Origin of the sequence: Nocardioides renjunii (assembly GCF_034661175.1) — a bacterium.
In the GTDB taxonomy this organism is placed as follows: domain Bacteria; phylum Actinomycetota; class Actinomycetes; order Propionibacteriales; family Nocardioidaceae; genus Nocardioides; species Nocardioides renjunii.
The window spans coordinates 1,283,095-1,309,368 of the sequence record NZ_CP141058.1; the positions used below are offsets into that span (position 1 = coordinate 1,283,095).

The following is a 26,274-nucleotide window of genomic DNA, read 5'->3' on the forward strand; positions in this document are numbered from 1 at the left end:
TCCCATGTCCGAGAACTCCCAGCTCCTCCCCGCCGTCTCCTCGTTCCTCTCCTCGCCGCGCCAGCTGCTCATCGACGGCGAGTGGGTCGACGCCAAGGACGGCCAGACGTTCGACACCGTCAACCCGGCCACCGAGGAGGTCCTCGTGCAGGTGGCCCGCGCCTCGGCCGTGGACGCCGACCGCGCCGTCGTGGCCGCCCGCAACGCCTTCGAGGCCGGGTCGCCGTGGTCGCGGATGACGCCGCGCGAGCGCTCGCACCTGCTGTGGCGCATCGGCGACATGATCGACGAGCGCGCCGAGGAGTTCGCCCAGCTCGAGTCGCTCGACAACGGCAAGAGCCTGGCCTCGGCCCGCGGCGACGTCGGCGTGGCCGCCGAGCTGTTCCGCTACTTCGCCGGCTGGGCCACCAAGATGGAGGGCACCACCATCCCGATGTCGGTGCCCGGTCGCGAGTTCCACGCCTACACCCGCCGTGAGGCCATCGGTGTTGTCGCCGGCATCGTCCCGTGGAACTTCCCGCTCACCATGGCGGCGTTCAAGATCATCCCGTCGATCACCGCGGGCAACACCGTGGTGCTCAAGCCGGCCGAGCAGACGCCGCTGACGGCGCTGCGGCTGGGCCAGCTGCTGCTCGAGGCCGGCGTGCCCGCCGGCGTGGTCAACATCCTGCCCGGCTTCGGTGACGCGGGTGCCGCCCTCGTCGACCACGCCGACGTAGACAAGGTCGCCTTCACCGGCAGCACCGAGGTCGGCAAGAAGATCGCCGCCGGTGCGTCCAGGAACCTCAAGAAGGTCTCGCTCGAGCTCGGCGGCAAGGCGCCCAACATCATCTTCGCCGACGCCGACCTGGACGCCGCGATCGCCGGCGCCGCGCTGGCGGGCTACTTCAACGAGGGCCAGTGCTGCGTCAACGGCTCGCGCCTCTACGTCCAGCGCGAGGTCTTCGACCAGGTCATCGAGGGCGTCGCCGCCGCCGCGAAGGCGATCCGGGTGGGCGACGCGTTCGACCCGGCCACCACGATGGGGCCGCTGGTCTCCCAGGAGCAGCACGAGAAGGTGATGGGCTACGTCCGCGGCGCGGTCGCCGACGGCGCCACCATCGCCGCGGGCAGCCCCGACCCGGCGGCCGAGCGCGGCTACTTCTTCTCCCCGACGCTCATCACCGACGTGACCGAGCAGATGGCGGTGCAGACCGATGAGATCTTCGGCCCGGTCATCACCGCGATCCCGTTCGACTCCGAGGACGAGGTCGTCGCCGCCGCCAACAACACCGTCTACGGCCTCGCGGCCGGCGTCTGGTCCAAGGACCTCGGCACCGCCCACCGGGTCGGCGGCAAGCTGCGGGCCGGCACGGTCTGGCTCAACACCTGGCACGCCGACGACGTCACGCTGCCGCGCGGTGGCTTCAAGCAGTCCGGCTGGGGCCGCGAGCTCGGGTCGTTCGGCCTGGACGACTACACCGAGCTCAAGACCGTCATCGCCGAGCTCCGGTGATCCACGGAGTGAAGCCCACCGTGAGCGCGACCGACGTCCTGGGCGGCCACCGCATCGTGCCGGTGGTCGTCCTGGACGACCCGGCCAGGGCCGACGCGCTCGGCGCCGCCCTCGTCGAGGGCGGGCTGCCGGTCGCCGAGGCGACGTTCCGCACGCCCGGGGCGGCCGCCGTCCTGCGCCGGCTCGCCGAGAACGCCGACCTGGTCGTCGGGGCCGGCACCGTCCTCACCGACCGCCAGGTCGACGAGGCGCTGGAGGCGGGGGCGCGGTTCGTCGTGTCGCCGGGCCTCAGCGCCGCCGTCGTACGACGCTGCCAGGACGCCGGCGTGCCGGTCGTCCCCGGTGTCGCCACCCCGACGGAGGTCATGCAGGCCCTCGACCTCGGCCTCGACACCGTGAAGTTCTTCCCGGCCGAGGCCAACGGGGGACTGCCCACGATCAAGGCGCTGGCCGCCGCCTTCCCGCAGGTGCGGTTCATGCCCACCGGCGGGATCACGGCCGAGAGCGCCCCGGCCTACCTCGCCCACCCGGCGGTCGCCGCCGTCGGCGGCAGCTGGATGGTCGCCGGCGACCTGCTGGCGACCGGCCGCTGGGACGAGGTCGCCGCCCGCTGCGCCGCCTCGACGCGGCTCTACCACCCGACCCTCGAAGGAGCACCCGCATGATCGAGACCCGTCCGGCCGAGGAGTGCGAGCTCGACATCGTCGCGCTCGGGGAGGTGATGCTGCGCCTCGACCCGGGGGAGGGCCGCATCCGCACCGCCCGCCGGTTCGAGGCCTGGGAGGGCGGCGGCGAGTACAACGTCGCCCGCGGCATGCGCAAGGTCTTCGGCCTGCGCGCCGGGGTCGTCACCGCCCTCGCTGACAACGAGATCGGCCACCTCGTCGAGAACCTCGTCATGCAGGGCGGCGTGGACACCTCGCTGATCCGCTGGGAGGACTACGACGGCATCGGGCGCACGGTGCGCAACGGGCTCAACTTCACCGAGCGCGGCTACGGCGTCCGCGGCGCGGTCGGTGTCTCCGACCGGGCCAACACCGCGATCGCCCACCTGGCGCCCGGCACCGTGGACTGGGACGACCTGTTCGGTCGACGTGGCGTGCGCTGGCTGCACACCGGCGGCATCTACGCCGCCCTGTCCGAGAACGCCGCCGCGGTGGCGGAGGAGGCGATGGCGGCCGCCCGGCGGCACGGGACGATCGTGTCCTTCGACCTCAACTACCGGCCCAGCCTGTGGGCGGGCATCGGCGGCACCGAGCGCGCCCGCGACGTGAACACCCGGCTCGCGGAGCACGTGGACGTGATGATCGGCAACGAGGAGGACTTCACCGCGGCCCTCGGCTTCGAGGTGGCCCACGTCGACGAGCACCTCAGCACGCTGCCGATGGACAGCTTCGAGGCGATGGTCGCCACGGTCGCGGAGAAGATGCCCTGGCTCCAGGTCGTCGCGACGACCTTGCGCACCGTGCACACCGCCAGCGACAACGACTGGCAGGCCATCGCGTGGTCGCCGGAGACGGGCGTGCTCGCCTCGACGCCCCGCGAGCACCTCGGCATCTTCGACCGCGTGGGAGGCGGTGACGGCTTCGCCTCCGGGCTGGTCTACGGCCTGCTGGAGGGCGAGCCGCTGCAGCAGTGCCTCGAGCTCGGCGCCGCCCACGGCGCGCTCGCCATGACCACCCCCGGTGACACCTCGATGGCCACCCGGGAGGAGGTGCGCGCGCTCGCCGGTGGCGGCAGCGCGCGCGTACGTCGCTAGCCGCCGGCTGGCACACACCACCCAGACCAGGCCTGGGCGGTCCGACCCCGTGCGGGGGATCGGCCGCCCAGGCCTGCTTTCATGTATCGGAACGTTTGCGCCGTCGAGTTCACAATTCTGGACAGAGTTCTTGACTCTGTGTGATGCCCGTCATACGTTTCCGCTGTCTCGTGAGCGCTGACCGCACCCGCCGCCCGCCGAGCTCCGCCCCGCCGAGCCCTAGGGAAACGTTGATGAACCTGCTGCACCGATCTGCCCGCCGGCGCCCGACACGGCGCCTCCGCCGCGCAGCGACACGAGTCGTCGCCCTGACCGCCGCCCTCGGCGTCGCGCTCCCGCTCGCCACCCTCGCCGCCGCGCCCGCGACCGCCGTGACCGCGTCGGCTGCGCCCGGCGACGACGACGTGCTGCGCGTCCTGCTGTTCTCGAGCGGCGACGGCGTGCACGGCTCGGTGGCCAACACCCGCGCCGCGGTCAAGGAGATGGCCAACTCGCTCGCGGCCCAGTACGGCCTCGACGGCAACACCGGCGACGCGTCCAAGGCCGTCGCCGAGGTGCAGGAGACGACCAACGCCGCCGTCTTCACCCCCGAGAACCTCGGCACCAAGGACCTGCTGGTGTTCGCCCACACCGCGGGGGTGCTCTTCAACACCGACCAGCGGGCCGCCCTGGAGGGCTACATCCGCGGCGGCGGCGGGTTCGCGGGCATCCACTACACCTCGTGGTCCCCCGACCAGACCGAGCACGACGTGAACCCGTTCTACCGCCGGCTCGTCGGCGCGGCGTCCACGGGCCACCCCGAGCCCGCCGGCGGCCAGCGGGGCACCGTCACCGTCACCGACGGCGCCCACCCGCTCACCGCGGGCATCAGCTCGCCGCTGTCCTACACCGACGAGTGGTACGAGTGGGACGTCAACCCCACGCAGAACGTGCGCACCCTCGTGACCGTCGACGAGTCCACCTACGCCCCCGGCGCCCGGATCGGTGAGGAGGGCACGTCCCACCCGGTGACCTGGTGCCAGTCCATCGACCAGGGTCGCTCGTGGTACTCCTCGCTCGGGCACCACGCCTCGGCCTGGACCGCGGCCGACGACGGCGGCAACGCCAACGACAACCAGGCCGACGACTTCGTCCGGGCCCAGCTGCGCAACGGCATGGCCTACTCCGCCGGCCTGCTGCCCGCCGACTGCTCGCCCCCGAAGAAGGACGAGCAGGGCGAGATGAGCGCCGTCACGCCGTGGCCGCTCATGCCCATCAACGCCGCCCTCACCTCCGACGGCAAGGTCCAGTCCTTCGGCTCGGTGGGCTCGGGCTGCACCGACAACACGCCGTACGACTACAGCGGCAACGACTGCGTCACGCAGGGCGGCCAGATGGAGATCGACGTCTGGGACCCGACGGTGGTGCGCACCGTGGCCAACCTGGTCTCCGGCGTCGTCCCCAACGCGACCTACACCGACCTGTTCTGCTCCATGCAGGTGCAGATGCCGCACCGTCGCTCGACGTTCACCGTCGGCGGTGACGACGGCCTCGGCGGCAACGCGCCCAACGACGCCGCCATCGGCGTCACCAGCTACTCCACGGGCAAGGGCCTCAAGAACGAGGCGCCGATGAACTTCCCGCGCTGGTACCCGACCGGCACCACGCTGCCCAACGGCTCCATCGTCGCCCAGGGCGGCTCGCTGCGCGGCGGCCCCGGCGGCCCGGGAGTGCTCACGCCCGAGGTCTACGACCCGCAGCAGGGCAGCTCCTGGAAGCTGCTGACCGGCGCCACCAGCGCCCAGGCCTACGGCGACGGCGCCGACGCCCCCCAGGACGAGAACCGCTGGTGGTACCCCCGCGCCTTCGTCGCCCCGACCAACGGCAACGTCTTCACCATCACCGGCACCCAGATGTTCGAGCTCGACCCGTCCGGCGACGGTGCGGTCACGATGCGCGGCACGCTGGGCAACGGCACCGGCAACCAGGGCGCCCTCGGCAACCCGGTCGGCGCCACCTCGACCGCCACGATGTACCGCCCCGGCAAGATCCTGCAGGTCGGCGGCGGCTGGTGGGCCAACGGCGGCGGCCCCGCCGGCGCCCGTGCCGGGTTCACCGTCGACATCTCGGGCGGCACCGCCGCCCCGGTGGTCACCGCGACCGACCCGATGAAGCACCGACGCCACTGGGCGACCTCGACGGTCATGCCCGACGGCAGGGTGCTCGTCACCGGTGGATCGCGCGACAACAACGGCCAGGGCGGCTACGTCACCAACCCGGAGATCTGGAACCCGGACGCCCCGAGCGGTCAGCAGTGGACCGAGGTCGAGATCCCCTACGAGCACGCCCGGCTCTACCACTCGGTCGCGCTGCTCCTGCCCGACGGCCGGATCATGATCGGCGGCGGCGGCGCCCCGGGCCCGCACAACTACACCGACGTGGAGTACTACTCCCCGGCCTACCTCTTCGACGGCGACGAGCCGGCCGTGCGGCCGGTCGTCACCAACGCCCCGAGGAAGATCGGCTACGACGGCACGTTCTCGCTGTCCTCGGACAAGCCGGTCGAGCGGGTCACCCTCGTCCGCAACGGCTCGGTCACCCACGGCTTCAACAACGACCAGAACTTCCAGGACCTGTCGTTCACGCAGTCGGGCGGCACGGTCAGCGTCACCTCCCCGACGAACGCCAACTTCGCGCCCCCCGGTGCCTACATGGTCTTCGTGTGGAGCGGCGGCGTCCCGTCCGTGGCCAAGATCGTCCAGATCGACCCGACCGTGAAGATGGCCGCGCCGGCTCCGACCGTCGTCGACCAGTTCGAGTACCCCCGCCTGCCCGCCTCGTGGCGGTCCGGCACCTACGACAGCGTCCAGGTGGCGGCGGGCAACGGCCGCATGTCGCCGTGGGTCGTCGACGACCAGGTGCAGCTCATCCGCGCCAACGCGGGCGGCATGGGCGCCCTCGGCCTCACCGGCTACCACCTCGCGGTGGGTGCCGACGGCGAGCTGACCCGCACCCTCAAGGGCCTGAGCGTGGGCAAGCAGTACCGCCTGTCGGTGCGCTACGCCCGTGACAGCCGCTCCGCCGGCACCGCGCCCGGCACGGCCGCCCTCTCGATCGCCGACCTGACCACCACCTTGTCGGCGTCCACCCAGAAGTCGTCCAACGCCGCCTTCGACACCTTCGTCGGGACCTTCACCGCCACCGCGCGGCAGCAGGACCTGACGATCTCGGGCGGCGGGCCGGGCGGCAGTGTCGTCCTCGACGACCTCGTGGTCGTCGGCACCGGTCTCGGCGTCGACGACGCCGTGGTCCAGTACGCGTTCGAGGAGGGCACCGGCTCCACGGCGGCCAACACCGGGTCCGACAACACCGTCGGCGCGGCCACGCTCACCGGCACCACCGGGTGGAGCACCGACGGGGTCACGGGAGGCGCGCTCGACCTCCCGGGCGGCACCAACGCCAACACGGTCGATCTGCCCGACAACCTGCTCCAGGGCGAGACGGACTTCACCACCTCGTTCTGGGTCCGGCCCGACACCAAGGGGAACTGGATCAACCTGTTCCACATCGGTGACGGCCTCGGCGACGCGGGCAGCTTCTTCCAGGTCCAGATGCAGACCCAGGCCAACGGCAACACCGGGCTTGCTGCGACCTTCAAGAAGAAGGGCAGCAACGTCCAGGAGCGGGTCTTCGCCGTGCCGACCAAGGACGTCGCCGCGGGCAGGTGGAACCACGTCGTGTTCACGCGACAGGGCGCCACGGGCACGCTGTACCTCGACGGCCAGAAGATCGCCAGCCGCAACGACCTGACGATCACCATGACCGACGTCGGTCCGACGACCAACAACTGGCTGGGCCGCAACGGCTACCCGGACCCCGCGTTCGACGGCCGGATGGACGACGTACGGCTCTGGACCACCGCGCTCACGGACGCCGACGTCGCGGGGCTCCACGCCGACGGCACGGCGGTCGACACGACCACCACCGTGACGACGTCGCCCGCCTCCCCGTCGGCCTTCAACACCCCCATCACGGTGTCGGCCACGGTCAAGGACGAGGCGAACGCCAACCCGACCGGCGTCGCCGAGCTGTGGATCGACGGCACGAGCCAGGGGGGCCAGGTCGCGGTCACCAACGGCCAGGTCGTCTTCCCCGAGGTCACGCTGGCGCCGCGCCAGCACGACATCGAGGTCCGCTTCATCGCGGCTGCAGGTTGGCGCGACTCGGTCGGCACCACCCAGCACACGGTGGCGCGTCCCCCGGTGGGCGAGGGCGTCCCGGTCCGCTACACCTTCGACGAGGGCACGGGCACGTCGGCCGCCAACTCCGGGTCCGACCCGGCCATCGGCGCCGGTGTGCTGCAGGGCAACGCCGGGTGGACCGCTGCGGGCAAGTACGGCAGCGCGCTCAACCTGCCCGGTCAGGGCCACGTCCGGCTGCCCAACGACATCACCGAGGGCATGGAGGAGGAGATCACCATCTCCACCTGGATCCGTCCGACCGCCCTGCCCAACTGGACGTCCCACGTCCAGATCGGCAAGGGCCAGGACGAGTTCTTGCTGGTCCAGTCCGAGTGGGACAGCGGCGCACGCGGCTTCGTGGTCACCCTGCGCAACAACAACGGTGAGCAGTACCGCACCGCGCTGCCCGGCACGCAGGACCTGCCGCTGGGCCAGTGGACGCACGTCGCCGTCACCATGGGACCGGCGGCCTCGGGCACCGGCTCCACGGTGAAGATCTACTTCGACGGCGTGCTCCGGGCGGAGAACACCGTCCCGGTCATGATCGGCGACATCACCGAGGGCGGCACCAACGCCAACTTCATCGGCAACGGCAGCTGGCCCGACCCCCGCCCCACCGAGCAGCAGGACGACTTCCGCATCTACGGCTACGCGCTGAGCGCGGAGGACGTGCTGGCCATCTTCAACGGCACGACCAACGTCGCGCCGGTCGGTGTGCCGGACGCCTACACCACGACCGAGGGGCAGGTCCTCGAGGTCTCGGCCGAGGACGGTGTCCTGGCCAACGACACCGACGCCGAGGGTGACGACCTCACCGCCGGCGACGTGTCCGGGGCCGCCGGTGGCGTCGTCACGGTCGACGCGGACGGCTCGTTCAGCTACGTCCCGGACGAGGGCTTTAGCGGCGCCGACACCTTCACCTACAAGGCCAGCGACGGGACCGCCACGTCCCAGGCCACCACCGTGACCGTCACGGTGGAGGAGGTCGCCGAGACGCCGAACAGGGCGCCCGTGGGCGTCGACGACGCCTTCGCGACCGTGGCCGGTGAGCCGCTGACGCTCGCCGCGCCGGGTGTCCTCGGCAACGACACCGACGCCGACGGCGACGCGCTGACCGCGACGCGGACCAGCCAGCCCGTCAACGGCTCGGTGACGGTGAACGCCAACGGTTCCTTCACCTACACGCCCGACGCGGGCTTCGCAGGCAGGGACGTGTTCACCTACACGGCGGGCGACGGCACCGACACCTCGGCGCCGGCCACCGTCACGATCACCGTGAGGCCCACGGGCGGCAACGGTGGTGGTCCGCTCACCTCCGCGGTGGCAGGCGCCTCGACGCCCATCACCTACGGCCAGGCGGGCACGATCGTGGCGAGCGTCGCGCCGTCGGGGGCCACCGGCAGGGTCGAGGCGGTCGACGGCACCACGGTGCTGGCGTCCGGCGTCCTCGCCTCCGGGCAGGCCAGGTTGGCCCTCCCGGCCAGGAGCCTGCTGCCCGGCACGCACCGGCTCACCCTCCGCTACGTCGGGGACGACGGCCACCGTGCCTCGTCCTCGTCGATGGAGGTCACCGTCGCCAAGGTCGTCCCGCGGATGACCGTGAAGGCGCCGAGCACGGTGAAGAAGGGCAAGGCCGCGAAGGTCACCGTCGTCCTGACGGCTGCTGACGACGTACCGGTCACGGGCACCGTGTCGGTCGCGGTCAGGGGCGGCAGGACCGTCACCGGCACGTTGCGGGACGGCAGGGTCGTCATCAGGCTGCCCAAGGCGACGAGGACCTGGCGGCTGACCGTGACCTACGGCGGGAGCGCGCTCGCCGAGCCGGTCTCGGACAAGGTGACGATCAAGGTCCGCAGGAAGAAGTAGCAGGACCACGCAGGACCAGGCAGGAAGGAGCAGGCCCCGGAGGAGCGATCCTCCGGGGCCCGCTCCGCTTCACCGGGTCCGGCGTGGCACCGTTCAGCCGATGGTGAGCCGGCCGAGGAGACGTGGGTGAGCAGCAAGAAGCAGCGCGAGGCACGCCGCAGGGCCGAGCGGGAGCAGTGGGAGCTCGACCAGCGGCGCCTGGCCGCGCGTCGCCGACGTGGCACGGTGCTCGGCGTCGTCGGGGCAGTTCTCGCCGTCGTCGCGGTGGTCGTCGCCCTCGTCGCCCTCACCGGGCGCGACCAGCCGGATCCCGGCACCGGGGAGCCGCAGGTCCGCGACACCGAGCTGCTGGCCTCCGAGGCGGCCGGTGAGGCGCAGGCGTCCGCGGCGGCCGGTGCGGTCGAGGCCGGCGCGGTCCTGGCGGAGGACTTCACCGTCGAGCCGGGGACCGCCGTGGACAGCGGTGTGCGACCAGCGAAGGACGACCGTCCCGTCGCCTGCGGGGCCGAGGCACCGGCGGACGCGCGTGCGTCGCGTCCCCGCTATCCCGGTGGTCCGGCCGACGTGCTCGAGGACGGCGTCGACTACGTCGCGAGGATCGAGACGTCCTGCGGCCCCCTCGTCATCGACCTGCTAGAGCGGGACGCCCCGGTGGCGGTCAACTCCTTCGTCTTCCTCGCCGAGGAGGGGTTCTACGACGGGCTCGAGGTCTTCCGCGACTTCGGCGCCGTCGCCGCCGTGCAGGCGGGCAGCGGCGACAACACCGTCCGGTGGGACGTCGGCTACCTGCTCCCCGACGAGCTGGGCCGGGCGAAGCGGGAGGGCTACCCCGTCGGGACGGTGACCACCGCCGGCACGGGTGCTCCCTACACCGCCGGCAGCGGGTTCTTCATCGCCTACGGCAAGGAGTTCGACGCCGGCTACCGGACCGACCGGGTCCAGACGACGTTCGGCCGGGTGCTGGCCGGGATGGACGTCATCGACACGATGACCGCGATGGACCGGCTGGGGATGGGCGGGGAGGCGTTCGCCGAGCGGCTGTTCCTGGAGTCGGTCACCATCGAGCGGCGCTGAGGCCGTGGGCCCGAGGACGACGACGCCTCCTCGCGCGGGCGAGGAGGCGTCGTGGGACCTGCTGGTGCCGGCTCAGTCGTCGGCCAGCGCGGCGACCACGCCGGCGCGGCTCTCGTCCTCGCTGGCCAGCACACCGCCGTTGGCCACGATGTCGGGGGTGATCTCGCTGAAGACCATGCGGACGTCCTGGCGACGGGCACCGAGGATCTCCACGGCACTGTCCGCCACGGCCTGCGCGAAGTCGCGGCGCTGCTCGACCGAGCGTCCCTTGAGGAGCTCGACGGTGATGTTGGGCATGGGGTGTTCCCTCTCTGTCATTCTTCGGACGGACCCGTGTCGGGCGGCGTCCTGTTCAGGTTGACGACCACGGTTCGGTGACTTGAATCACGGTAGTACCAGTTCACATCCTTGACAACAGTTCGAGCCGCTGGTTGTGTGACCGTCACCACCCCACCCCCGTCCCACCCGTCCCTCCACGCCTCGTCGGGAGCTCCCATGAACCGGATCCGCGCGCTCGCGGCCGGCGCGAGGTCGGGAGCGGCGGCCGGTGTCGCTGTGCTGGGCCTGGCCCTGACCGCGTCCCCGGCGGCGGCCCACGTGACCGTCACGGCCAGCACGACGGCCGCCGGCGCGACCGCGGAGGTGCGGATGCAGGTCCCGCACGGCTGCGAGGGATCGGCCACCACGGAGATCGCCGTCCGGATGCCCGACGAGGTGGCCGAGCTCGTGCTCACCGACACCGAGCGCTGGTCCGCCGAGCAGGTCGAGGGTGGCGCCACCTTCCGCACCGACGACCCGTTGCCCGACGCCCTGCGCGACGAGGTGGCCTTCTCCGTACGCCTGCCCGACGTCGCCGGCACCGAGCTCGTGTTCCCGGTGGTGCAGCGGTGCGAGCAGGGGGAGGCGGCCTGGACCGAGGTGGCCGAGGACGCGGCCAGCCGGGACGAGCTCGACATGCCCGCGCCGGTCATCGTCGTGACCGCCGGCGAGGAGTCCGCGGGCGCCCCGGCCGACGACCGGGAGCAGGGCGGACGGGTGATGGCCTGGAGTGCCGGTGGCGTGCTCGCGCTGGGGTGCCTGGCCAGCGGCACGGTCCTGCTGCTGCGCCGCCGACGCGCATGACCCCACGCTCCTCGCGGCGCCGGGCGGCCGGCTGGCTGCTGCTCGCCTCCGCCCTGGTGCACGCCGCGCTCCTCCTCGTCCTGGGCACGGCCTCTCCGGCGGCGGCGCACGCGACCCTCGTCAGCACCGACCCGGCGGAGGGCGCCGTGCTGGAGGCGGCACCTGACCAGGTCACCTTCACGTTCAACGAGTCGGTCATCGGCGTCCCGGCCGGGATCCAGGTGTTCGACGCGTCCGGTGAGGAGGTGGCCTCGACGGCGTCGGTGCGCCAGGCGCAGCTCGTCGTGGGCCTCGACGAGGAGGTGGGCCGAGGGACGCTGGTCGTCGTCTGGCGACTCGTCTCGGCCGACGGCCACCCCGTCGGCGGGTCCCTCAGCTTCTCGGTCGGCGAGCGGAGCGACGTGGTGGACGTCCCCACGACGAGCGCGGACGCGGGGACGGAGGCGCCGCTGCTCCTGAGCGTGGTGAGGTGGCTGGGCTACGTGGGCCTGCTGGTCGCCACCGGCGTGGCCGCGTTCGCGGTCCTCCTCCTCCCGGCCGACCGGGCCGACGACGGCTCGCGGCGCCGCCTCCGGGCGGTGGCGCGCGGCGCCGCGCTCGTCGGGGCGGTGGCCTGGTGCGCGGCCGTCCCGATGGTCGCGCTCTACCAGCTCGGCCTGCCGGCCTCGGCGCTCGGCGACGGGTCGACCTGGGCGGCGCTGGCGCCCGCCGAGCGCGTCGTACCGGCCCTGTTGGTCACCGGCATCGCGCTCGCAGCCGTGGCCGTCCCGGCGGGTCCCCCCGGTCGCGGACGGACTGCCCTGGTGCTGGCCGGGTGCGCCCTCGCCCTGGCGGCACCGGCGCTGACGGGCCACACCCGTGCCAGCACCCCGGAGGCGCTGGTGGTCGCGGTCGACGTCCTGCACCTCGTCGCGGGAGCACTGTGGCTCGGTGGGCTGGTCGCGGTCGCGGCGGTGCTGGGCGACCTCGCCACGCGCGGCGAGGACGGCGCCGTGGTGCTGTCCCGGTTCTCGACGTGGGCCTCGGGCGTGCTGGCGGTCCTCGTCGTCGCCGGCTCGGTCCTGGCCTGGCGCATCGCCGGCTCCTGGAGCGCGCTGCTCGACACCGGCTACGGCGGGTTCCTGCTGGTCAAGGTCCTCGCCGTGCTGGTCGCGATCGGCATCGCCGCCTGGAACCGCCTGGCGCTCCTGCCGCGCCTGCGCGCGGCGTCGCGCAGGCGTGAGCGGCGGGACGCCGGCGCCCTGCTGGTGCGGACGACGTTCGCCGAGGCGGGGGTGCTGGTCGTCGTCCTCCTGCTGACCGGGTTCCTCGTCGACCGCAGCCCCGAGCCGGACGTGACCGTCACCTCCCCGGCGGCGGGGGAGACCGCGACCCGCACGCTCGACCTCGACGACATCTCCGCGAAGGTGACGCTCGAGCCGCTCGGGGTGGGCCCGGCGACCGTCACGATCGAGCTGCGCGACGACGCGGGCGCGCCGACCGAGGGCTACGAGGCACCGCGGGTCAGCCTGTCCGGCGACGAGGTCGACCTCGGGGAGGTGCAGCTGAGCAATCTCGGGCCGGGCGTCTACGCCGGCGACGTCGTGCTGCCGACCGTCGGCACCTGGGAGGTGCAGCTCTCGCTGCGCACCACCGAGTTCGACAACCCGGTGCGCAGCACCACCTTCGACGTGCCCTGACCGCGCGCGAAAGGCCTCGTCCCCCTCAGAAGGCGTAGCGCACGCGGCACTCCGGCAGCTTCTCGGCGAGGAGGTCGGTGAGCTGGCGCACCCAGCGACCCTTCCAGCCGGTGCGGTAGCGCACGTTGGTCTGACCGCTCTGGCTGCGCTTGGTCTCCTGGATGTCGGGGCGCCACAGCAGCTCCTCGCCGCGCGGGTGCCAGCCGAGGTTGACCTCGTGCAGGCCCTCGTTGTGGGTGAGGAAGATGATCTCGGCCGCGAGCTGGTCCCGGGTGCGCGCGCTGGTGCCGTCGGCGACCTGCTCGAGCAGCTCGGCCCACTCCTCGAGCCAGGTCTCGTGGACGATCACCGGGCTGAGGTTGAGGTGGACCTCGTAGCCCGCCTCGACGAAGTCGTCCATCGCCGCGATCCGGTCGGCGATCCTTGACGTGCGCACGTCGACGAGGCGGGAGGGGCCCTCCGGCATGAGGCTGAACCGGACCCGGGTGCCACCGCGCGGGTCCCAGCCCAGCAGGTCGCGGTTGACGAGCTTGGTCGCGAAGCTCGCCTTGGCGTGGGGGAGGCGGGCGTAGAGGTCGACCAGGTCGCGCACGTTGTCGGAGACGAGCGCGTCGGCCGAGCAGTCGCTGTTCTCGCCGATGTCGTAGACCCAGTCGACCGGGTCGCACTGGTTGGGCTCGGGCTTCACGCCCTGGCGTCCGGCGTGGCGCTCGAGGTAGCCCAGCACCGCCTCGATGTTGGCGAACACGGTGATGGGGTTGGCGAAGCCCTTGCGCCGCGGCACGTAGCAGTAGGAGCACGCCATCGCGCAGCCGTTGGCGGTCGACGGCGCGATCCAGTCGCTGGAGCGCTCGTTGCGGCGCGCGCTGAGCGACTTCTTCTCGCCGAGCACGAGCACCTCGCGCTTGTTGCGGACCCAGTCCTCGACGGCGCCCGCGTTGCCGTGCAGGCCGGGGATCGCCTGATGGGAGAGCACCTGGATGCGCTCGGCGTCGGGGAAGCGCTCGAGCACCTGGCGGGCGCGCGGGAACCGCTCGATGTCGGGCTCGTGGTAGATCCGGCGGACGTCGAGCAGCCGGTCCGCGAGGTCGGCGGGCACACGGCGGTTCAGCTGCGGAGCACCTTCTCCATCGGGCGGCCCTTGGCCAGCTCGTCGACGAGCTTGTCGAGGTAGCGGATGCGGCGCATCAGCGGGTCCTCGACCTCCTGCACCTTCACGCCGCAGACCGACCCGGTGATCTGGTCCACCCGCGGGTTGAGGGTGGCGTCGGCGAAGAACGCCTCGAAGGTGGTGCCGCGGTCGAGGTGCTCGCGCAGCGCGGCCTGGTCGAAGCCGGTGAGCCACTCGATCACGCGGTCGACCTCGGCGGCCGTGCGCCCCTTGCGCTCCACCTTGGTGACGTAGTGCGGGTAGACCGACGCGACGCTCGTGCCGAAGATCCGGTGCATGGTCCGAGGATAGGTCGAGGCGGTGACAGTCAGCCCTTGTCGGGGTCGGCCGCCCGACCAAGGACCTCGGCCTCGCTGGCCACGGCCTTGACCGTGGCCGGGTCGACCAGCGGCTCGGTGCCGGGCTGGTAGAGGTCGGTCTCGGTGGTGTCGGGGTTGTAGCCCTCGTCGGCGGCGGGGATGCCCGAGGGGGTGCGCAGGTCGTCGGTGGTCTCCACCCCGACGCCGTCGGCGACCTCGTCCTCGGTCAGGCCCAGCGCCGGCGCGAGGACGGCGGCCTGCTTCGAGGGTGCCTTCTTCGCGGGTGCCTTCTTGGCGGCTGCCTTCTTCGCGGGCGCCTTCGCGGCAGCGGCCTTCTTCGCCGGTGCCTTCGTGGCGGGTGCCTTCTTCGCGGCGGCCCTCTCAGCAGGTGCCTTCTCGGCGGACGCCATGGCCGGCGCCTCCGGGCTCACGTCGGAGGTGCCGCTCGAGGTGGCTGCAGAGGTCGGCTCCTCCGCGGTCAGGGTGTCCTGCGCGGGGCGCGGCGCCGGCACCGACGAGGCGCCGTGCTCGGCGACGGTGCCCGCGGCCCGCTCGACCGCCCACCCCACCACCCGTGCCGTCGTCCTCAGCCCGGCGGTCGCGACGCCGACGGACGCGCCGACCGTCGCTCCGGCGACTGCGCCGACGGTGCGTGCCGGGTGGGTGATGGCTGCGGTGACCTTGCCTAGCGGGTTCACGTGGGTTCCTCTCGTCAGGGCTTGCCTCCGACCGTACCCCCGTGCGCCCATCCCACTCCGTGGCGTGCGCCACGTCGCCGGGCCTCGCTCGTCCGGGTGGTGCGCACGCGTGACGGGACGCGGCGTGGGTACCGAGCGGCACGCGCACAGCGGGTGCGCCACCGAGAGGAGCAAGCCGATGGCCGACAACATGCACGTCCGATCCACGTCCACCGCAACGCGCGCGCCGGTGCAGGCCGCCGCCGCCGCGGTTGGTGCGGTCTTCCTGCTCGTGGGGGTCCTGGGCTTCATCCCGGGCATCACGACCGGCTACGACAGCCTCGAGGCCGCCGGCCACGAGTCCCACGCCAAGCTCCTGGGGATCTTCCAGGTGTCGGTGCTCCACAACATCGTCCACCTCCTGTTCGGGGCCGCCGGCCTGGCGCTCGCGCGCACCGCCTCGGGTGCCAGGACGTACCTCATCGGCGGCGGTGTGGTCTACCTGGTGCTGTGGCTCTACGGCCTGGTCATCGACAAGTCGTCGCAGGCCAACTTCGTGCCGCTCAACACCGCAGACGACTGGCTGCACTTCGTGCTGGGCCTGGGCATGATCGCCCTCGGCGTGGTGCTCGGCAAGCGCCCGGCGACGCGCTGATCCGCTGATCCCATGGCCACCGGGGACAGGCTCCACTTCATCGGCAACGCCACCACGGTCCTGACGCTGGGGTCCTTCACGCTGCTCACGGACCCCAACTTCATCCACCGTGGCCAGCGCGCCTACCTGGGGTGGGGCCTGTCCACGCGGCGCCTCGTCGATCCCGCGATCGAGCCCGAGGACCTGCCGGTGCTCGACGCCGTCGTGCTCTCGCACCTCCACGGCGACCACTTCGACCGCGTCGCCCGCCACCGGCTCGACCGCACCGCGCCCGTGCTGTCGACGCCCGAGGCCGCGCGACGCCTGTCGCGGTGGGGCTTCGAGACGCAGGACCTGAGGACCTGGCAGGCGCACTCGCTGGTCAAGGGCGGCGAGGAGCTGCGGGTCACCGCCGTCCCGGGCATCCACGCCCGCGGCCTGCTGGGGAAGATGCTGCCGTCGGTGATGGGCAGCATCCTCGAGCACGTCGTCGACGGCGACGTACGACGTCGCGTCTACCTCAGCGGCGACACGCTCACCGGGTCGCACGTCGACGAGATCGGCGCGCGCTTCCCCGACATCGACGCCGCCGTGGTCCACCTCGGAGGGACGCGCGTGCTGATGCGAACGGTCACCATGGACGCCCGGATGGGCGTCGACTTCGTCAACCGCTGCCGCCCCTCCGTCGTGGTGCCCGTCCACCACGACGACTACACCGTGTTCCGCTCGCCCCTCTCAGACTTCCTCGACCGGGCCCGCGCCGAGGGCCTCGCGGCGACGCTCCGCTGCCCCGGCCGGGGCGAGGTCGTCAGCCTCGACCCCACGGAGCCCGACACCGCCGCCTGAGGACGTGACCGGCGCGACCCGCCCCGTGCGCCGTCAGCCGGCCCGTCCGGGCAGGTCGACCGGCCGCCCCAGGAACGGGGCGACCATCTGTCGCATCCGGTCGCTCGGAGCCAGGCCGAGCTCGTCGGCGAGGAGGCGCCGGTAGCCGTCGTAGTGGCGCAGCGCCTCTGCCTGGTTGTCCTCCGCGAGGTGCACCTGGATCACCCGTCGGTGCGCGCTCTCGCGCAGGGGCTCCGAGCGCACCGCGCCCAGGCCGGCCGACAGCGCGTCGTGGTAGCGCCCGGCCCGGCACAGCAGGTCGGCGCCGCGCTCCAGCGCGTGCAGCCGGCGCTGGCGGAACGACTCCTGCTCGACCGCGAGCCAGGAGTCGTGCCACGTCGGAAGCAGGTCGTGGGTCAGCAGCGCGAGGTCGGGGAGGTCCTCGACCAGCGGGGCGACGGACCCGCACAGCAGCTGTGCCTGCGTCTCCGCCTCCCAGAGGTCGACCCAGAGGTCGGGGTGCACCCACACCTCCATCGCGTCGCCGAGGACGAGCGCGCGCCCCCGGTCGCGCGGCAGCCGCCACAGCACCGACCGCAGGGTCGAGGTGGCGCGCGCCGGGTCGGAGTCGGGCCGCATCGCCTCGGCGAGCGCGGTCCGCGAGACGCGACGCCCGCGGTGCACCACCGCCAGCAGGGCCAGGAGCCGGCGCGCGGTGGCGGGCACCGGGTGCGGTCGACCGTCGAGCTCGAGGGCGAACTCGCCCAGCAGGTGTAGCCGTGCCGCAAGAGCCATGTCGCCTCCCCAGGTCGCGTGGGCTTCCCAGTGCCCCCGACACGGGCGCTCAATGCGTCGTTGCAGTGACGCCGCGGTGACGGTTGCGGTGACGCCCGGGGCGCGGCCCGAGGGACGCCGAGGAGGCGCCCGGCGAGGCGCGACGGAGGCGCCGGGGGAGCGGTCGCCGTCACGCCGTCGGGACGGGCGTCCCCGAACGTGGAGGGGTCAGGAGCGAACGGCGCTCCCGCCACCGAGAGGAACGACATGTACCGGCACACGAAGGAGCTCCAGTGGAGCGCCAAGCCCGACCGTCCCGACGCGCTCTACGCGGCCAAGCTGCAGGAGGTCATCGGCGGCCAGTTCGGGGAGATGACCGTGATGATGCAGTACATGTGGCAGGGCTGGGCCTGTCGCACCCCGGGCAAGTACAAGGACATGATCCTCGACATCGGCACCGAGGAGATCGGCCACGTCGAGATGCTGACGACGCTCCTGGCCCGGCTCCTCGAGGGCGCGCCGGCCGAGACCCAGGCCGAGGCGGCGGCCGCCAACCCCGCGCTGGCAGCCGTGCTCGGCGGGCAGAACCCGCAGCACGCGATCGTCAGCGGCGGCTTCGCGATGCCCACCAACAGCATGGGCGTGCCGTGGAACGCCGGCTACATCGTCGCCAGCGGCAACCTGCTGGCCGACTTCCGCCACAACGTCATGGCCGAGGCACAGGGCCGGCTGCAGGTCGCCCGCCTGATCGGGATGACCGACGACCCGGGCGTCAAGGAGACGCTGTCCTTTGCGCTGGCCCGGGACACCTTCCACCAGCAGCAGTGGCTCCTCGGCATCGAGCAGCTCATCGAGGACGGCCACACCGACGGGCTCGAGGACTCGCGCAAGGACGAGGAGGCGGCCGGACAGAACGACGTCTTCTACAGCTTCCACGAGGGCAGCACCGCCCACGAGGGTCGCTGGGCGCAGGGCTCCACGCTGGTCGGCGACGGTGAGATCCGCTTCGAGGAGGGCCGCGCGCTCCAGGACGACGTCCAGGAGCTCCCGGCGCCCGACCCGCTGCTGTTCGGCACCTACGACGGCTCGAAGGGTCCCGGCAAGCCGGGCACCGCGGGAGGCGCCTTCGTCCAGGGCGCGCAGAACCTGGTCAGCAAGGCCAAGGACAAGCTCACTCCCGGGGAGTGAGCGGCTGCCATGTCCTCCGCGCTGACCGAGCTGCTGCTCCGCCCGCTCGCCGACGCCTTCATGCAGGTCGGCGTCTTCGTCGCCCTCATGGTGGCGCCGTTCGGCTGGGCGCGCTGCCGGTGGGGCTACCGCCTCGATGCCGCCCTCGAGCGGCGTCGGGGCGCCGGCCCCCTGGTGGCGGCGGCGCTCACGATGCCGCCCGGGTGCGGCGGCGCCATCCTGGTGATGGCGGCGTACGGACGCGGCGCGGTGTCGTACGGCGCGGCGGTCGCAGCCCTGGTGGCGACCATGGGCGACGCGTCGTGGGTGCTGCTGGCCCACGACCCGTGGCTCACCGTGCAGCTCAAGGCGCTGCTGCTCGTCGTGGGCGCCTGCACCGGGTGGCTGGTCGATGCCGTGGGCATCAGCCCGCGACGCCGCGCGGTCGCGACGGTGCCGGCGCCCGCGCCGCAGCGCCCGCCGGTGCCGGTCACGCCGGCCCAGCCGGCGCTGCCACGACCCGCCTTCGCCCTCCACGAGGTGGGCGTGCTGCCGGTGCTGCTGTGGCTGGCGATCGGCGGAGGCGCGACCGTCAGCGTGCCGGTCACCTTCCAGCTCCTCGACCCCCAGACGCTCTACCTCGTGCTGGGCGTGCTCGGGGCGTCGATGGCCATCGTGGTGTTCGTGCGCGGCGGGTGCCGCCTCGCCGACGACGACGAGGCCAGTGCGGAGGAGACCTCGTTCGCCGCGGTGCTGCGGCACGGCGGCCACGAGGTCGCGTTCGTGACCGTCTGGGTGGCCGTGGCCTACGTCGCCTGGTCGCTGCTCACCCACATCACGGGCTTCGACGGCTCGCAGCTGCCCGTGCTCGGGCTCGCCGGTGTCGTCGTCGGCGCCCTCATCGGCCTCGTGCCGGGGTGCGCCGTGCAGATCGTCTTCGCCGGCATGTTCGCCGCCGGCGGCATGCCGCTGGCCACCCTCGTGGCCAACACCATCAGCCAGGACGGCGACGCGCTCCTGCCGCTGCTGGCCCTCGAGCACCGCTCGGCGCTGGTGGCCACGGTGCTGACCACCATCCCGGCCCTCGTGGTCGGGCTCGGGTTCCTCGTCCTCACCTGACCTCGGACCCAGTCCCGACCTGTCCCGACCCGTCCCGACCTGTCCCCACCAGCCCGGAGGTATGCCATGTCCGCCCACCGACTCGCCCCCGCACCCCGCGTCGTGCCGCGCACGACCGGCAGCGAGCGGCTGCACCTCCTGCTCGCCGCCTGCTGCGCGCTGACGCTGATGCCGCTGGGCCTCACCATGGCGGTCGTGGTGCTCGCCGTGCTCGTCGCCCGGCGGCAGGCACGCCGCTCGCTGCAGCGGTCAGTCGCGGTGGGTCGAGGGATCCTCGCCCCGGCGCAGCAGCCCCGCGTGCTCCACACGGCCGGTCACCGCCGCCAGGCCGTCGCTCGCCCGTGACGCCTGCACGTGCAGGTGGGGGAACCGGCGAGCGCCGGACTCCAGCACGTCGCGGGAGCGGTCCAGCACCGTCAGCGGCAGCGCGGCCAGCGCGTTGCCGGGCGGTCGGCGCGAGACGACCGGGTGCGGCCGGGTCGGCGCCGTGCGCCGTACGGCCTCCCACGCCACGCCCAGCAGGCGGAGTCGGCGCACGCCGACGGCCTCCTGCAGGCGGGGGAGCAGCTCGTCCTCCTCGTCGCGGACGTCCTCGCGCAGCACGGTCGTCAGGCGGGCCAGCGCCTCGGCCCGCTCCGGGCTTCCGGACGGGAGGTCCTCGAGCGAGATCCACAGCTCGTTGACCTCCTGGTGCTCCTGCTCCACCTGCAGCGTCAGGGCCTCGCCGTCGGGCAGGACGCGACGCGCCTCGGGCCACAGCACCGACTCCTCGGCGAACGCGTGCGGGAACACGAGGCGGGCGATGGCCTGCAGGGTGGTCTGCTCCTCCACGCCCGGGGCGCTGCGGTCGAGGCGGTGGAGCAGCCGGTCGAGCCGCTCGTGGTCGCGCTTCTGGCGGGTCAGGATGCTGAGCGGACCACCGAGGCTGTCGAGGTCCTGGTCGGCGAGCGAGGTCATGCGAGGTCGTACCCCGTCCGGCGCGTCGTCACGCGTCCGACGACGCCGGACCGGGCCGGCCGATGAGCAGGATCAGCGCCGGCGAAGGGCGCGGACCGCCCGCCACGCGCCGTACGTCCCCAGCGCCCACGGCGCGCCGTTGACCACGGGGTCGAGGACCTGGTGGCGCACGTCGACGCGACCCCTGCGCGAGCGCAGGCCGCCGTGCGTGAGCTCACCCTTGATCCCGGTCTGCGTGACCGGGTTGTCCGGTCGCAGGGTGGCGAACGACCGCACCACGTGCTCGGCGACGTCGACCCGGTCGGCGGCGATGAGCAGCAGCCAGTGGGCCGCCTTGCCCTCGCTGTGGCGCGCGTAGGCGTAGCGGCGGATCGGGGCGGCGAGGCCGCGCAGTGGCTGGGCCGTGCCGAAGACCGGCGGCAGCATCCCGTGCTCGATCGACACCTCCCGGCCGCCCGTGTCCGGCTGGCGCTCGGGGAAGTCCCAGTGGGCGCCCGTGCCCGCCGGGTCGAAGACCTCGCGGGGGAACGACGGGCGGTCGGCGGGGTCGAGGTCGGCGCCCCAGCCGGGGATGCGGGCACGGAGCTGGTCAGGGGTCTCGGCGACCGGTGGCTTGTCTGCGGTGTAGGGCATGGCGGACTCCTTCGTCAGTCGGCGGAGGGGACGATGAGTGGCTTGATGCAGCCGTCCAGCTTCGCGGAGAACACGTGGTAGGCCTCGGCGATGTCCTCGAGCGGGAAACGGTGAGTGACGATGTCGCTGGGCTTGAGGTAGCCGTTGCGGATGTGCTCGAGCAGGCGCGGCCACTGCCGCTTCACGGGGGCCTGGTTCATCCGCAGGGTGAGGCCCTTGTTCATGGCGTCACCGAACTTGACCGAGGTGAAGATGGGCCCGTAGGCGCCCACCACGGAGACGGTGCCGCCCTTGCGCACGCCGTCGATCGCCCAGTTGAGCGCGACCGGTGACCCGCCCTGGAGCTTGAAGCGCGCGGAGGTCAGGTGCTGGGTCAGGTTGCCGTCGGCCTCCGCGCCGACCGCGTCGATGACGCGGTCGAACCCGAGGTGCTCGGTGAGCTTTTTCATGGTGACCACGACGTCATCGACCTCGGTGAAGTTCAGCACCTCGGCATGGGCGAAGGTGCGCGCCTTCTCGAGGCGCTCCTGGAGGTGGTCGATGACGACGACGCGGCCGGCACCCATCAGCCAGGCGCTGCGCGCGGCGTAGAGACCGACCGGCCCGGCGCCGAGCACGGCCACGGTGTCACCCTCGTGGATGTCGGCGATCTGGGCCCCGAAGTAGCCGGTGGACAGCGCGTCCGTCATCAGGAGCGCGTCCTCGTCCTCGAGCCAGTCGGGGATGACCGAGGGGCCGACGTCGGCGAACGGCACCCGGACGTACTCGGACTGGCCGCCGTCGTAGCCACCCGTGGTGTGGGAGTAGCCGTAGATGCCACCGACCGCCGTCGCGTTGGGATTGACGTTGTGGCAGTTGGAGAAGAGTCCGCGGGCGCAGAAGAAGCACGAGCCGCAGTAGATGTTGAACGGGACCATCACGCGGTCGCCCACGCTCAGGTTCTGCACCGACGAGCCGACCTCGTCCACGACTCCGATGAACTCGTGGCCGAACGTGTGGCCGACGCGGGTGTCGGGCATCATCCCGTGATAGAGGTGCAGGTCGGAGCCGCAGATGGCGGCCAGCTGGACGCGGACGATCGCGTCGTTGGGGTGCTCGATCACCGGTCGGGGCTTGTCCTCGACGCGGACGCGGTAGGGACCGCGGTAGACCATGGCGCGCATGGCGACTCCAAGGGTCGGGACGTCAGGTGGGAGACGTCTGCGTGGAGCGGAGTGGAGCGGGGGAGGTCGGCCGCGCCGGCCCGCCCGCAGGCGGGCCGGCGCAACCGTGGTGCTGTGCTGTGGTGCTGTGACCGGCCGTCGACCGGTCGGGCCTCAGGTCAGGACGAGGACGTCTGCGACTTGACCTCGTCGACGCCGGACTGGCCCTCGGACTTCACGCGTTGCGCGCTGTCCGTGGCGGTGTCCTTGACCTCCTGCACGGCCTCGGTGGCCGTGCCCTTGAGGTCCTGCGCGACGTCCTGCGCCATGGACTTCGCCTGGTCCACGACCGGCTGGCCGTGCTCCTTGGCGGCGTCGACCACGTGCCCGGCCGCGACGGCCTCCTTCTCGGAGGCGGGGATCAGCGCGGCGACGATCATCCCGGCGCCGAAGGCGACCAGTCCCGCAGCCAGCGGAGATCCCTGCATCTTGTCCTGCGCGGTGCTGACGGTGTCCTGGGCAGTGCCCTTCACCGAGTCGACGGCCCCGAGGGCCGACTCCTTGGCGGACCCGGCGCCGCCGGACGCGGACGAGCGGGCGCTGTCAGCGGTGCCCATGACCTTCTCGCGGACGCCGAGGATGCGGCTGCGGGCCGCCTCCTTGCGTCGCTCCACGATGGCCGACGGGCTCACCCGGTCCTGCAAGGCGTCCACGTTGGCCGTCATCGACTGGCGCGTCTGGGCGATCTCGCTGCTCAGCTCTTCTGTGCTTTGACCCATTGTGCGTCCTCCTTGAGTGTCTGCTGCGTCTCCGGCAGCTGCGGGTTTGCGTTCTTGAGCTCCTTGCGGCCCTTGGCCGCGAGGACGGCGCCGACGATCGCCCACAGGAGCGTGACGATCAGGAGGGCCAGCTCGACCGGCATCCAGTTGTCGAGCAGGTAGGCGAGGGCGAACGAGCCCAGGATCAACGCCAGGAGCCCGGCGACGCCGGCGCCCCCGAGCATCCCGGCGCCCTTGCCCGCCTTGGTCGCCTCCTCCTTGAGCTCGGTGCGCGCCAGCTCGAGCTCCTTCTTCACCAGCGTGGTCAGGTCGGTGCTGATGTCGCCGACGATCTCGCCGAGGCTGCGCTCGTCGCCGCTCCCGCGCGGGGTGGCGTCGCCCACCGCGTGCGAGCCCGACGTCATCGGGTCCACAGGCGTCCCGACGATGGGGTCGAATCCCGAGGGCCCTGTCACGGCGTGTCCTGCGTGCGCTGGCCCGGGAGCCCGGACGAGGTGGAGTCGGTGCTGGCCGGGGTGGTCAGCGTCGGGTCGGCCACCGGGGTGTCGTAGCCCGTGGTGCCGGGGTTGTTCGTGCTCGACTCGGTGGCCAGCGGGTCGGTGCCCAGCGTGCCGGCGCCGGCGCCCGTGCCGTAGCCCGGGTCGTAGCTGGTGCCGGTGTCGTAGCCGCTGCTGTAGCCGGTGCCTGTGCCGGCGTACGACGTGCCGGTGCCGCCGGACTCCGCCAGCGAGGCCGCGGCGGCGCCGTCGGCGGTCGCGCGGAACATCCGCCCGGCGACCACGCCGGCGGCGAGCGCGCCCAGCAGGAACACGCCGGGGCGGCGACGGGCGAAGGAGCGGGCGTCGTCGAGCAGGTCGGCCGGCTCGCGGTTCTCCAGGTGGTCGCCCAGCGAGCGGACCCGGTCGGAGATCTCGCGCGCCACGTCGGCGGCCATGCCCTGCCCGGAGCCCTCGCCCTGGACCATCTTCTGCAGGTCGTCGCCGAAGGTGCGCAGGGTCTGCGACAGGTTGTCGCGCTGCGTGGTGGCCTGGTCGCTCAGCTGCGAGGTGACCTGCTGCTTGGCGTCACCCACCACGCTGCGGGCCTGCTGCGCGGCGGTGCCGGCGACGTTGCGGGCCTCCTCGGCGGCGGTGCCGGCGACGTGCTTGCCCTGGTCGGCCGCCGTGGAGGCCGCCTCCTTGGCCTTGCCGGTGGCTCCGCTGCTCTCGCCGCCGGTCGTGCTCGTGCCGGTCGTGCCGGTCTCGGTCGAGCCGGTGTCGGTCGTGCCGAAGCCGGTCGTGCCGGTGCCGGTCGTGCCGATTGGGTCGCTTCCGTAGGTCGTCATGCGTCCTCCTCGTTGTGGATGGGGGTGGTGCCTGCGTCCGGGTCGGGGTCGGGGTCGCTGGCCGGCTCGGAGTCCGGGTCCAGCTGACCGGTGTCCGGCTCCTCACCGTCCGGGGTGGGCGGCTCGGCGTCCTGGTCGTCGGTGCGGGGGTGTTCGGTCATGGCGCTCCGTACCCCGTCGGGCCGGATGCACTCCACCCGTAGGGGCGGTCTCCGTGACACCTTCGACCGGTCGGTCCCGGGGCGGTCGTGGATGGCGTTCCAGCCCCCGTGCCCCCACCCCTACCGGCGTATGCGCCTTCACCGCATCGGGCACTGTTGTGCCATGGCCGCCTTCCTGCAGCACGCCCCCGTGGCCCCTCCGCCGCACCGCTCGTACGACGACCTCACCGACGCCGAGGTCGAGGAGATCGGCCGGACGCTGGACGCCCTGCGCCAGGAGGTGCTCGCGAACCGAGGCGCGCGCGACGCGGCCTACATCCGGCGGGTGATCGCGACGCAGCGGTGCCTCGAGGTGGCCGGGCGGCTGGTCCTCCTCGGCAGCCGCAGCCGCCCCGCGTGGTGGGTCGGCACCGCGGCGCTGACGCTGTCCAAGGTGCTGGACAACATGGAGATCGGGCACAACGTGCTCCATGGCCAGTGGGACTGGATGCGCGACCCGCGGATCCACTCCTCGACGTGGGAGTGGGACCACGCCTCCGCGCCGGAGCAGTGGCGGCGCGCGCACAACGACCGGCACCACGTGAACACCAACGTGCTCGGCAAGGACAACGACCTCGGCTACGGCATCATGCGCGTCGACGAGGCGCAGGAGTGGAGCCCGCGCCACCTCGCGCAGCCGCTGTGGAACTTCGTCAACGCCTGCATCTTCGAGTACGGCATCGCGATGTACGACCTGGACCTCGGTGAGTCGCTGCGCAGCGGGCGCGGGTTCACCGCTGAGCAGAAGGACGAGATGCGGGTGACCGCGCGCCGGGTCGCCCGCAACGCGCTGCGCGACTACGTCCTGCACCCCGCGCTCTCCGCGCCCACCGGCTCGGCCCGCACCACGCTGACCGCCAACCTCGTCGCCAACCTGGCCCGCAACGTATGGAGCCACTCGGTGATCATGTGCGGCCACTTCCCCGAGGGGGTGGAGACCTTCGAGGTCGACGAGCTCGACGAGCACGAGACGCGCGGTCGGTGGTACGTCCGGCAGATGCTCGGGTCGGCGGACATCTCCGGGCCGTGGCTGCTGCACGTGCTCTGCGGCAACCTGTCGCACCAGATCGAGCACCACCTCTTCCCCGACCTGCCGAGCAACCGCTACCGCGAGGTCGCCGGGCCGGTGCGCGAGCTGTTCGAGCGCCACGGCCTCGCCTACCACAGCGCCCCGCTGCTGCGTCAGGTCGCCAGCGCCTGGCACAAGGTCCTGCGCCTGTCCGTGCCGTCGCGCGGACGCCACGTCGCGGCGAGCGCCTGAGCGGTGCATGTGCGAGTGCTCGGCGGGGCACCTGTCGGGCATGACGGGGGCGCTCTCCCACGGTGTGGAGCCACGACAGGACAGGGGTCACGCGCGG

General features: G+C 72.7%; 25 protein-coding genes. 13 read left to right on the forward strand and 12 right to left on the reverse strand.

The window, feature by feature from the left end; genetic code table 11:
* Positions 1-4: 4 nt before the first annotated feature.
* The 5 genes from SHK17_RS06090 (at position 5) to SHK17_RS06110 (ending at position 10,414) form a co-directional block, all read left to right on the forward strand.
* Positions 5-1,495, forward strand: a complete 1,491-nt coding sequence (locus SHK17_RS06090) for an aldehyde dehydrogenase family protein (protein ID WP_172270594.1) — start codon at positions 5-7, stop codon at positions 1,493-1,495.
* 20 nt (positions 1,496-1,515) lie between these two features.
* Positions 1,516-2,160, forward strand: a complete 645-nt coding sequence (gene eda, locus SHK17_RS06095; RefSeq protein ID WP_322921457.1) for a bifunctional 4-hydroxy-2-oxoglutarate aldolase/2-dehydro-3-deoxy-phosphogluconate aldolase — start codon at positions 1,516-1,518, stop codon at positions 2,158-2,160.
* Entirely contained in the window at positions 2,157-3,254 is a 1,098-nt protein-coding gene (locus SHK17_RS06100) for a sugar kinase (protein ID WP_172270598.1), read from the forward strand. Before eda ends, SHK17_RS06100 begins: the two co-directional genes overlap by 4 nt.
* A gap of 233 nt (positions 3,255-3,487) precedes the next feature.
* The gene (locus SHK17_RS06105) at positions 3,488-9,340 is read left to right on the forward strand and encodes a LamG-like jellyroll fold domain-containing protein (RefSeq protein ID WP_322921458.1); all 5,853 of its coding nucleotides are present in this window, start codon (positions 3,488-3,490) and stop codon (positions 9,338-9,340) included.
* 126 nt (positions 9,341-9,466) lie between these two features.
* Positions 9,467-10,414 (forward strand): peptidylprolyl isomerase, encoded by a 948-nt coding sequence (locus tag SHK17_RS06110; protein ID WP_322921459.1) that lies wholly within the window; start codon positions 9,467-9,469, stop codon positions 10,412-10,414.
* Between the two features lie 72 nt (positions 10,415-10,486).
* On the opposite strand, the gene SHK17_RS06115 is transcribed toward SHK17_RS06110, so the two are convergent.
* Positions 10,487-10,711, reverse strand: coding sequence for a tautomerase family protein (locus tag SHK17_RS06115; RefSeq protein WP_172270602.1), 225 nt, complete (start codon positions 10,709-10,711; stop codon positions 10,487-10,489).
* A gap of 198 nt (positions 10,712-10,909) precedes the next feature.
* Here SHK17_RS06115 and SHK17_RS06120 point away from each other — a divergent pair, with 198 nt between their 5' ends.
* Positions 10,910-11,536, forward strand: coding sequence for a DUF1775 domain-containing protein (locus SHK17_RS06120; RefSeq protein ID WP_172270604.1), 627 nt, complete (start codon positions 10,910-10,912; stop codon positions 11,534-11,536).
* Positions 11,533-13,215 (forward strand): copper resistance protein CopC, encoded by a 1,683-nt coding sequence (locus SHK17_RS06125; RefSeq protein ID WP_322921460.1) that lies wholly within the window; start codon positions 11,533-11,535, stop codon positions 13,213-13,215. Before SHK17_RS06120 ends, SHK17_RS06125 begins: the two co-directional genes overlap by 4 nt.
* 25 nt (positions 13,216-13,240) lie before the next feature.
* On the opposite strand, the gene SHK17_RS06130 is transcribed toward SHK17_RS06125, so the two are convergent.
* Genes SHK17_RS06130 through SHK17_RS06140 form a run of 3 tightly spaced genes read right to left on the reverse strand, consistent with a single transcriptional unit; the run spans position 13,241 to position 15,383 of the window.
* Positions 13,241-14,314, reverse strand: a complete 1,074-nt coding sequence (locus SHK17_RS06130) for a spore photoproduct lyase family protein (RefSeq protein WP_322921461.1) — start codon at positions 14,312-14,314, stop codon at positions 13,241-13,243.
* A gap of 8 nt (positions 14,315-14,322) precedes the next feature.
* Entirely contained in the window at positions 14,323-14,664 is a 342-nt protein-coding gene (locus tag SHK17_RS06135; RefSeq protein WP_322921462.1) for a DUF2200 domain-containing protein, read from the reverse strand.
* Positions 14,665-14,693: 29 nt separating this feature from the next.
* Complete coding sequence (locus SHK17_RS06140; protein WP_322921463.1) at positions 14,694-15,383, reverse strand: hypothetical protein; 690 nt, start codon at positions 15,381-15,383, stop codon at positions 14,694-14,696.
* Between the two features lie 178 nt (positions 15,384-15,561).
* Between SHK17_RS06140 and SHK17_RS06145 the strand changes: the two genes are divergently transcribed.
* The gene (locus tag SHK17_RS06145; protein ID WP_172270610.1) at positions 15,562-16,017 is read left to right on the forward strand and encodes a DUF4383 domain-containing protein; all 456 of its coding nucleotides are present in this window, start codon (positions 15,562-15,564) and stop codon (positions 16,015-16,017) included.
* Between the two features lie 12 nt (positions 16,018-16,029).
* The gene (locus tag SHK17_RS06150) at positions 16,030-16,842 is read left to right on the forward strand and encodes an MBL fold metallo-hydrolase (RefSeq protein WP_172270612.1); all 813 of its coding nucleotides are present in this window, start codon (positions 16,030-16,032) and stop codon (positions 16,840-16,842) included.
* A gap of 33 nt (positions 16,843-16,875) precedes the next feature.
* Here SHK17_RS06150 and SHK17_RS06155 read toward each other — a convergent pair whose 3' ends face one another.
* Complete coding sequence (locus tag SHK17_RS06155; RefSeq protein ID WP_172270614.1) at positions 16,876-17,616, reverse strand: AfsR/SARP family transcriptional regulator; 741 nt, start codon at positions 17,614-17,616, stop codon at positions 16,876-16,878.
* A gap of 246 nt (positions 17,617-17,862) precedes the next feature.
* Here SHK17_RS06155 and SHK17_RS06160 point away from each other — a divergent pair, with 246 nt between their 5' ends.
* From SHK17_RS06160 to SHK17_RS06170, 3 genes are all read left to right on the forward strand, one after another.
* On the forward strand, positions 17,863-18,783 hold the full coding sequence (locus SHK17_RS06160; RefSeq protein WP_172270616.1) for a manganese catalase family protein: 921 nt from the start codon (positions 17,863-17,865) through the stop codon (positions 18,781-18,783).
* Between the two features lie 9 nt (positions 18,784-18,792).
* Positions 18,793-19,881 carry a putative manganese transporter gene (locus SHK17_RS06165; RefSeq protein ID WP_322921464.1) on the forward strand — a complete coding sequence of 363 codons (1,089 nt, stop codon included), beginning with the start codon at positions 18,793-18,795 and terminating at the stop codon, positions 19,879-19,881.
* 66 nt (positions 19,882-19,947) lie between these two features.
* Positions 19,948-20,226, forward strand: a complete 279-nt coding sequence (locus tag SHK17_RS06170) for a hypothetical protein (protein WP_172270620.1) — start codon at positions 19,948-19,950, stop codon at positions 20,224-20,226.
* On the opposite strand, the gene SHK17_RS06175 is transcribed toward SHK17_RS06170, so the two are convergent.
* The 7 genes from SHK17_RS06175 to SHK17_RS06205 all read right to left on the reverse strand — a co-directional run bounded on the left by SHK17_RS06175 (position 20,131) and on the right by SHK17_RS06205 (position 24,877).
* Positions 20,131-20,838, reverse strand: coding sequence for a hemerythrin domain-containing protein (locus tag SHK17_RS06175; protein WP_322921465.1), 708 nt, complete (start codon positions 20,836-20,838; stop codon positions 20,131-20,133). The two genes, SHK17_RS06170 and SHK17_RS06175, sit on opposite strands and share 96 nt — an antisense overlap.
* Before the next feature lie 72 nt (positions 20,839-20,910).
* Complete coding sequence (locus SHK17_RS06180) at positions 20,911-21,471, reverse strand: hypothetical protein (RefSeq protein WP_322921466.1); 561 nt, start codon at positions 21,469-21,471, stop codon at positions 20,911-20,913.
* 14 nt (positions 21,472-21,485) lie between these two features.
* Complete coding sequence (locus tag SHK17_RS06185; protein WP_172270626.1) at positions 21,486-22,634, reverse strand: zinc-dependent alcohol dehydrogenase; 1,149 nt, start codon at positions 22,632-22,634, stop codon at positions 21,486-21,488.
* A gap of 158 nt (positions 22,635-22,792) precedes the next feature.
* Entirely contained in the window at positions 22,793-23,392 is a 600-nt protein-coding gene (locus SHK17_RS06190; RefSeq protein ID WP_172270628.1) for a DUF3618 domain-containing protein, read from the reverse strand.
* Entirely contained in the window at positions 23,368-23,847 is a 480-nt protein-coding gene (locus tag SHK17_RS06195; protein ID WP_322921467.1) for a phage holin family protein, read from the reverse strand. Before SHK17_RS06195 ends, SHK17_RS06190 begins: the two co-directional genes overlap by 25 nt.
* Entirely contained in the window at positions 23,844-24,716 is an 873-nt protein-coding gene (locus SHK17_RS06200) for a hypothetical protein (RefSeq protein WP_322424644.1), read from the reverse strand. Before SHK17_RS06200 ends, SHK17_RS06195 begins: the two co-directional genes overlap by 4 nt.
* Complete coding sequence (locus SHK17_RS06205) at positions 24,713-24,877, reverse strand: hypothetical protein (protein WP_172270632.1); 165 nt, start codon at positions 24,875-24,877, stop codon at positions 24,713-24,715. The genes SHK17_RS06200 and SHK17_RS06205 overlap by 4 nt, the downstream gene beginning before the upstream one ends.
* 163 nt (positions 24,878-25,040) lie before the next feature.
* Here SHK17_RS06205 and SHK17_RS06210 point away from each other — a divergent pair, with 163 nt between their 5' ends.
* A complete protein-coding gene (locus SHK17_RS06210; protein ID WP_322424643.1) occupies positions 25,041-26,177 on the forward strand; it encodes a fatty acid desaturase family protein in 1,137 nt (378 codons plus the stop codon).
* Positions 26,178-26,274 lie beyond the last annotated feature (97 nt).